General features: G+C 31.0%; 6 protein-coding genes. All 6 read left to right on the top strand.

The window, feature by feature from the left end:
• Positions 1-476: ABC transporter permease (locus RR554_RS10750; protein WP_332468002.1), on the top strand; the 476-nt coding region annotated here is incomplete at its 5' end.
• A gap of 240 nt (positions 477-716) precedes the next feature.
• Positions 717-1901 carry a DUF916 and DUF3324 domain-containing protein gene (locus RR554_RS10745; RefSeq protein WP_332468001.1) on the top strand — a complete coding sequence of 395 codons (1185 nt, stop codon included), beginning with the start codon at positions 717-719 and terminating at the stop codon, positions 1899-1901.
• 1144 nt (positions 1902-3045) lie between these two features.
• Positions 3046-5754 carry a hypothetical protein gene (locus tag RR554_RS10740; protein WP_332468000.1) on the top strand — a complete coding sequence of 903 codons (2709 nt, stop codon included), beginning with the start codon at positions 3046-3048 and terminating at the stop codon, positions 5752-5754.
• A gap of 40 nt (positions 5755-5794) precedes the next feature.
• Complete coding sequence (locus RR554_RS10735) at positions 5795-6130, top strand: LPXTG cell wall anchor domain-containing protein (RefSeq protein ID WP_332467999.1); 336 nt, start codon at positions 5795-5797, stop codon at positions 6128-6130.
• A 1-nt stretch (position 6131) separates the two neighbouring features.
• Positions 6132-6854 carry a WxL domain-containing protein gene (locus RR554_RS10730; RefSeq protein WP_332467998.1) on the top strand — a complete coding sequence of 241 codons (723 nt, stop codon included), beginning with the start codon at positions 6132-6134 and terminating at the stop codon, positions 6852-6854.
• A 27-nt stretch (positions 6855-6881) separates the two neighbouring features.
• Positions 6882-7424 (top strand): WxL domain-containing protein (locus RR554_RS10725; protein WP_332467997.1); only part of this gene is annotated, 543 nt, incomplete at its 3' end.

Raw genomic sequence — 7424 nt, 5'->3', positions numbered from 1 at the left:
AGACAATACCTTCTCTAGCAATGGTTTCTTTATTAATGTTGGGACTTGGATTGGGAGTAAATACAGTCATTGTTACCGTATTTCTATATTCCTTATTACCGATTATTTCTAACACCTACACAGGTATGAGGCAAGTCAGTTACGATATTTTAGATGCTGGAAAAGGCATGGGGATGACACCATTTCAGCGACTTTATTTAATAGAGTTGCCCTTGTCAGTATCAGTTATTATGGCAGGACTTAGAAATGCCCTTGTTGTAGCGATTGGTATTACAGCTATTGGCTCCTTTGTTGGTGCAGGAGGTCTTGGGGATATTATTATTCGAGGAACTAATGCAACAGATGGAACAGCGATTATTTTAGTTGGTGCGCTACCAACAGCCTTAATGGCGATTGTGACAGATTGGTTGTTAAGTCTTGTTGAGAAAAAATTAGACCCGAGTTTGAAAATGGCAAGTAAAATTTCAGATGAATAAAGATGAATCACATAACAAATCTTTGTTATGTGATTCTTTTCGTTTTTTTAGTTAAACCACTGATTTTGAACGCTTATTCTATTGATGGATTTATTATTTCCCGTAATATAAAATTATTTTATTTCTTCTAAAGTAAAAATATGTTAATTAAAGTTTCAAAAATATTGTTAAATAATTGATTTTTTCTTTAATACCCTTATAATTGATTTATAGTAAATAAAATATTATTAAGGAGTCAGTATGAAAAAAAGACAATTGTGGTATTTAACAGCATTTATTTCACTTTTTATTTTTAGCACATTGTTTAATGGTGTTAAAGTATTAGCGGCAAACGAAAACTCAGGTATGAGTTTTAATTTGGATGCGACAATCTCTGATAAACATAGAAAAAAAGGAGAGAATGAAAGCTACTTTGATTTGTTGATGAAGCCAGGTGAAAGTACAGATTTAAAAGTAACAGTACTAAGCTCAAGTAATGCGACTCAAAAAATAAAAGTGACACCTTCAAACTCTTATACCAGTCAAACTGGATTAGTTGATTACACAACGGATGATAAAAAATTAGATAAAACATTAAAGCATCCAATGACAACTCTCGTTTCAGAAGCTCAAACAGTTGAACTGAAACCTAATGAGAAAAAAGAATTAACATTTAAGTTAACCATGCCAAAAGAAGATGTAAAAGGGGTACTTGTAGGTGGACTTGTTGCTGAAACAGTAGATGACAAAAAAGATTCTGATAAAAAAGAAAAATCACAAGGTGTTAAAATAACCAATAAGTTTCAAGTTATCAAACCGATTGTTCTACGTCAAAATGAAGAAACAGTCAAAACAGAATTAAAATTAAACGACGTTAAACCAGCTTTAGTTGGATACCGCACAGCTGTGACGGCTAACATTCAAAATGAAACACCAACAATGTTTGGTAAATTGAATGTTGTTGCTAAAATTACAAAAAAAGGCAGTACAGAGGTTCTTAAGAAAACTGAGAAGAAAGACATGGAAATGGCACCAAATTCTAACTTTGATTTTCCAATTAGTTGGAATGATCAACCTTTAGAGCCAGGGGACTACACGTTAGATATGGTTGCAACATCTGGTGAAAGAGAATGGCCATTTAAAAAAGATTTTAAGATTACCAAAGAGGATAGTGAAAAACTGAATGAAGAAGCGGTTGATTTACCTGAAAAAGAATCGTTACCAATTTGGATTTGGATTTTAATTGGTTCATTAGTAGGCGTTATTCTTATTATTTTAATTGTTGTATTGGTTAAACATAATAAGAAGAAAAAGAAAGAAAAAGAAAGAAAAGCATCTAAGAAGAGCAGTAGTTCAAAAGGTACTAAAAAGAAATCGTCTAAAAGTAGCAGCAGCAGTAAGAGCAAAAGTAAAAAAAATAAAAGTAGTTCATCGAAGAAAAAGTAACTAGATAAAAAATACTCCTTTTTAACATAAAAGGAGTGTTTTTTTTTTATAACTTCCATTTTTCTATTGTGAAATTATTATATATTTTTTTATAAAGCCTTTTCATTTTCAATTTAAATTAAAAAAATATAAGAAATGTTAAAAAACGATGAGGAAAAAGCGGTGGTATAGTTAATAAGAAAAAATACCAAACATAAAAATATGTATTTTATGTTTTGTTTATCACTGTTTATTTAAAAAAAAGAAATTATAGTAGGGATTTGTGATATTAAATAACGTTTTTTTTTTAATTTGAAAAGTATGTAAGATTTATTATCACATTCTTTTAAAAAAAAAGAACAACATTTTATCTGTTAACATAAAACAATTGACTATATAACCAGTTATAAAGAATTGGAAAACTATCGCTAAATATAAAATATATAAGTAAATAGACAAAAAATAAATTAAGAAATGTGAATTATAATTAATCATTTATTGTAAAAAACATTTCCATACTGTTTTAAATGACTATTCAGTAGTTAATGTAAATTAAATCGGTGATAAGTAACTAAGAACACTGCTAAAAAGTAATCATCTTATTTTAAAAACATTATAAGATAATATTAGAATAAAATTTGTTTGGTAAATAGAGATCATCTTTTTAGATAAATAATTAACATAGTAAAGCATTTTCATATAGAAAAAATAAAACAGATACTAAAATAAAAGCTATAATAAATAAATATTTTTTGTTATTTATTTAAAATTTAAATAACAATGACAAAAAAAAAAAAATTAAAACGTTTTAATTTTCTTTTTTAGTCCGTTAAGTCTCGTTAAAAACGATTAATCGTTATTAAATCTCAATTAATGTTTATAATTAAAGTGTTCACTAAAAGAAAGTTTTTAGTCATCGAAATATATTTTAAGCATTAATATTCCAAAATCGTTAAACGTATGATAAATTTAGTATGTACTATAATTACTAAACGAAGAATAAGAATTAGTTTGTTTATGAATAAACAATGAAGTTAAATGAATTTTTTATGAAACCTTTTTTAAAGAAGTACCCAATTTCACTTAGCTTATTTATTCTTGTTATTTGTTTCATTAGATTAAAGGATTGTTGGTAATTCTTTATGAAGAAAAGGAGGTTAAATATATGAAAAAAAATAAGAAAATCCTTTTTCTAACATTCACATGCAGTTTGGTATTTGGTTTTACTGGAAACAAACAAGCCTTTGCTGCGACTGAGGAGGAACCAAAATATAAGGATGGGCAAACGACAAATCAATTTTATTCGGAGTTACAAGAATATTATTTAAACAATGGTTATGTTATTCGAAATGATGCGGGGTTAGGTGGGTTAAAAAAGCAACCTAGTGAGTACTCTCAACCTTTTTACAGTAAATCGATTAAACGATTTCCTAAAGAACGCCCTAATAAACCTGATTTTAAGTTTATGTTTGGTTCAGGGTATGGTTTATATCAATCGATTAGACCTTTATATACTTATGATGGTACTCAGTTCGGTGCTGATTATAGAACAACAGATTCTGATGCCTTAGCAAATTTTATACCAAATTATTATAACGTGGATCGTCGTCCACAAAATGATACTCAAAACTTAACATTTACATTGCTACCTTTTGTATATGGTGATGAGGGAGCTGATTTTACAAAATATACTCCGTCGATAAGTAATGGAAAACGTAAACAGGACCCTAATGTTGAATATGAAACATATGTTCAAGGGATGACATTTTTGGAGTTTGATTCTAATAAAGAGGCGCAAGCAAAACCTGTTCAGTTTAATTGGGCAAAAGATTCAAGGTACTCTAATATATTTTGGAATATGAAAGAAGAAAAAGCGATTTTTCTTGCGCAAAACAACAAGGGTGACAAGATATTAAAAATGTCATTTGCCCCAAACCTGAAACAACAAAATTTTACTAACGAATTTGAAATGTATAACTTAAGTGGAACAAAAAAAATATATCGTTTGCTTTATAACAGTGTTTTCGAACATCGACCATCAGCAAATCTAGTAACAAACTCAGTTCCTTATTATTCTCTAGGTGTTGATAAAGACGGTAAACCTAAAGGCTTTTATTCGACAAACACAGGAACTGATAAGACAATTCTTTCATGGCGAGTAGATGGTTTGCAATATCCACCAGAAAACTTTGTTGTTACGGAGGCTACGCAAAATATTCCTTTTATAAATGGGGACTGGGGGCCATTTAATGAGTCAGCACATACAGTTTCTTTCTTACAGCCGGTAAGCGCAGCTTTAAATAGTTATAATCCTTCTAATGCTTTAGGAACTGGGGCGGAAGCTGTTCCTAAGAATGGCAAGTTCGGGGAAATGATAAATGCCAGAAATCCAGCTGATTACGGACAGTTTAAACAGTATGCATCTGGAATAGGTTTTAAGTCACCATCAAAAGAATTATCAAAAGGTCAAAGTATAACGATGCAATTTGGAACAGGTGTTGATACATTATACGATAAACCGGCAATTTCTGAATATTCAGAAATGGATAAAAAAGAAGATGAGGATTTTGTTTTAAAACCAAAATGGTTTGATCAAAATGCCAAATCAAGTGGTTTAACCATCCAGCCTTATTTGAATAATGAAAAGTTGGATATAATTCAGATTCAAAAAGATATACCAGAAGCCACCCAAGGGGAATTTGATTTTGTAGTTCCAAAAGAAAAATTTAATATTGGCAAACCCAACGTCATTAAGTTTATTATAAAGGATTCTGAGTATAATGAATTATTAGGATCTACAGATAAACAAAATGTACCTCATTATAACGAAATGCAATTTACTGTTAATAATTTAAGGAAAGTTTCTCTTAACTATAAAGACACAAGGGATAAGTCCATTTCAACACCTCAAGGTTATGAGGATACTAAGTATGCTTTGGACGGTTCTAAAGTTGAAGTAACTGTTCCCTTAACTGTTAAAGTAGGCGAAAAAGAATTGCCGTTAGAGGGAATTTTACCAGATCCAGCGGTGGATAAAAATATAACGTTGAATCCAAAAACTGGGAAAATTACTATTGCTAAACTTAATGAGAATTATAAAACAGGTATATCAGTAATCTATAAAGTACTAGCTGTTAATGCTAAAATTTCACGTATTGAACAAGCAAGTAATCAATTTATTTTAGAAGATATAAAAGCAAGTACGCCAAGCAAAATTTATGATTTAGACGACTTGGAAATTGATTCTGACTTGAACGTGGCTCTTGAAGCTGCTCAAAATCAAAAAGATAAGCCGTTGAAATTAGATTATGAAGGTTATACTAAATTAGATGGTTATAAGGTATTTGTTAAGGGTGAAGAAGTAACTCCAACACCAACAAAAGTTCCGAATGAAGATTTTGAAATTAAGTATTTCTACAATGGTGAAGTAAATATTACTAAAGTTCCAGAGCTTTCGTTTGGTGATGATAAAGGTAATTTATTAATCAGTAATGATGAAAGTAAAAAATATTCACTTCAAGGAAATGATGAAGAATCAACTGTTGAAATGTATGACACTCGAAATAGTGTGGATACAAAAATGACGGTAGAATTAAAAGGTGACATCTTAAATAAAGCAGAAAAAAAATACAACGGGGAACTTCAATTTAAAAAAGAAGATAGTTCAGAGCCGTTATCGATTAGTGAGGGTAAACCAGTACTAGTTATGAGTTCTAAAAAAGAAAAACATTTTAATACCTTTTCTTTGAAAGGTCCTGCTAATGGAATGAAAGGTTTGTACATGGTGCAGTACTCAGGAAATTATTCTGGCGATTTTACTGGGACTTTAGTTTGGAAGGTAACACCTGATACAGCTAAGGAAACAGCGAAGTAACTTGGATACAGGAAAAGAGAAGGAAAAGGTGATATGTAAAATGAAATCTTTTAAAAAGTTAGTTTTATTTTTTGTTTTTTCTTTTTCATTATCACTGGCTCTGCCAATCGAAATATTTGCAGCAGATGGTGATGTGGAATCGGAAGCAACAGTAGGGTTTGCTGAAAAAACAATCAAAGGTGAACCGGAACCTCCTAAAAAAATCGTTGATCCGATTAAAAAGGGAGACGGAGACGACAACGGTAAAACATTTTATAAAATTTTACCAAAAACAGGTGAAACCTCAAGTAGCCTAGTAACTTACATTGGTTTAGCGCTTGTTTTATTTATGGGCGCTTTGTCATATAAAACTTATCAAAAAAGGGGAGAACGATAAAATGAGTAAAAAATTATTAGCAACAACAGCATTAGTTGCACTATCAGTATCTGGTGCAGCACTAACAACTTTTGCGGCAGCAGATGCAACAAAAGGTGAAAACACAGCAAACGTTACAGTATTACCAGGTGACGAAGAGCCAACAACACCAGTCGACCCAACTGATCCAACTGGACAAAAAGGTAATTTAACAGTAGATAACTTAATCGATTTTAAATTCAATGATGTAAAATTAGCATCTAATGAATTTAGAACTGGATTAAAAGATATCAATACTGGTGGTAGAGGTAAAGATAACCAAAAGCGTAATATTCAAGTAACGGACAAACGTGGTACTGGTGCAGGATGGACACTTCGTTTAGCTCAAAGCAAAATGATGAGTACAACTGTTAAAGAAGGCAATAAATCAGAATTAAAAGGTGCTTATATTAGTATTCCAACAGTTAGTCCAGAAACAAATGTTTACACAACAGTTGATAACAAAAATCCACAAGCAAAACCAGTAACATTAGGTTACAAATTTGTTGAAGGAAAATACGGTGAACCTCAAAAATTTGCTGAAGCAGCAAAAGAAAATGGTATGGGTACATGGGTATTTAACACAAATACTTCTAAAGAAGATAAAGTTGAATTAGTGATTCCAGCAGGTAACTTTACAGGTACCTACGAAGGAATTATGACATGGTCAGTTGTTGATTTAGATACACAATTACCAGCTAAATAATAAATAAAAAAAAGAGGAGATTTTAAAATGAAAGCAAATAAAATATTAGGTACAGTTTTATTATCAGGTTTAGTATTATCATTAGCAACACCAGCATTTGCAGCTACTGCAGAAGAAATTCAAAAAGATTTGAATAAATCAAATGACATGCAAGTAAAAATTTCAGCAGCAAAAGAAATTGACCCAGAAGTAGACCCAACAAAACCAGTTGTTGATCCACCAGAAGTAATCCATGGTTCAATTGGTATCTCTCAAGTGAGTCCACTATTCTTTAAAGAAGTTAAACTAAATGGTAAACAACAAATGACAGCTGCTCAATTCTATTCAAGAGCACAAGCAGAAAATGGTGAACGTTTAGGTAAAGCGTCAGAATTTACAGGCAAAATTGAAAAAGAATATGCTGATGAAGATGCATTTCCTAAAGAAGCAATCACACCATCAATGCAAGTAGTTGATGCACGTGGTACACGTGAAGGCTGGACAATTACAGCTAAATTAACAGAATTAAAAGCTGATGAAGAAGTAATGAAAGGTGCGACATTAACTTATAGCAATCCTATCGTAACATCT

Source organism: Vagococcus sp., assembly GCF_036639995.1.
In the GTDB taxonomy this organism is placed as follows: domain Bacteria; phylum Bacillota; class Bacilli; order Lactobacillales; family Vagococcaceae; genus Vagococcus.
The sequence above is the reverse complement of the archived record's forward strand: the minus strand, read 5'-3'. Positions and strand labels throughout refer to the sequence as shown.

Bases quoted from the DNA above. Each gene is read 5' to 3' on its own strand.
- RR554_RS10735 (WP_332467999.1), top strand. From the start codon at position 5,795: ATGAAATCTTTTAAAAAGTTAGTTTTATTTTTTGTTTTTTCTTTTTCA.
- RR554_RS10730 (WP_332467998.1), top strand. From the start codon at position 6,132: ATGAGTAAAAAATTATTAGCAACAACAGCATTAGTTGCACTATCAGTA.
- RR554_RS10745 (WP_332468001.1), top strand. From the start codon at position 717: ATGAAAAAAAGACAATTGTGGTATTTAACAGCATTTATTTCACTTTTT.
- RR554_RS10740 (WP_332468000.1), top strand. From the start codon at position 3,046: ATGAAAAAAAATAAGAAAATCCTTTTTCTAACATTCACATGCAGTTTG.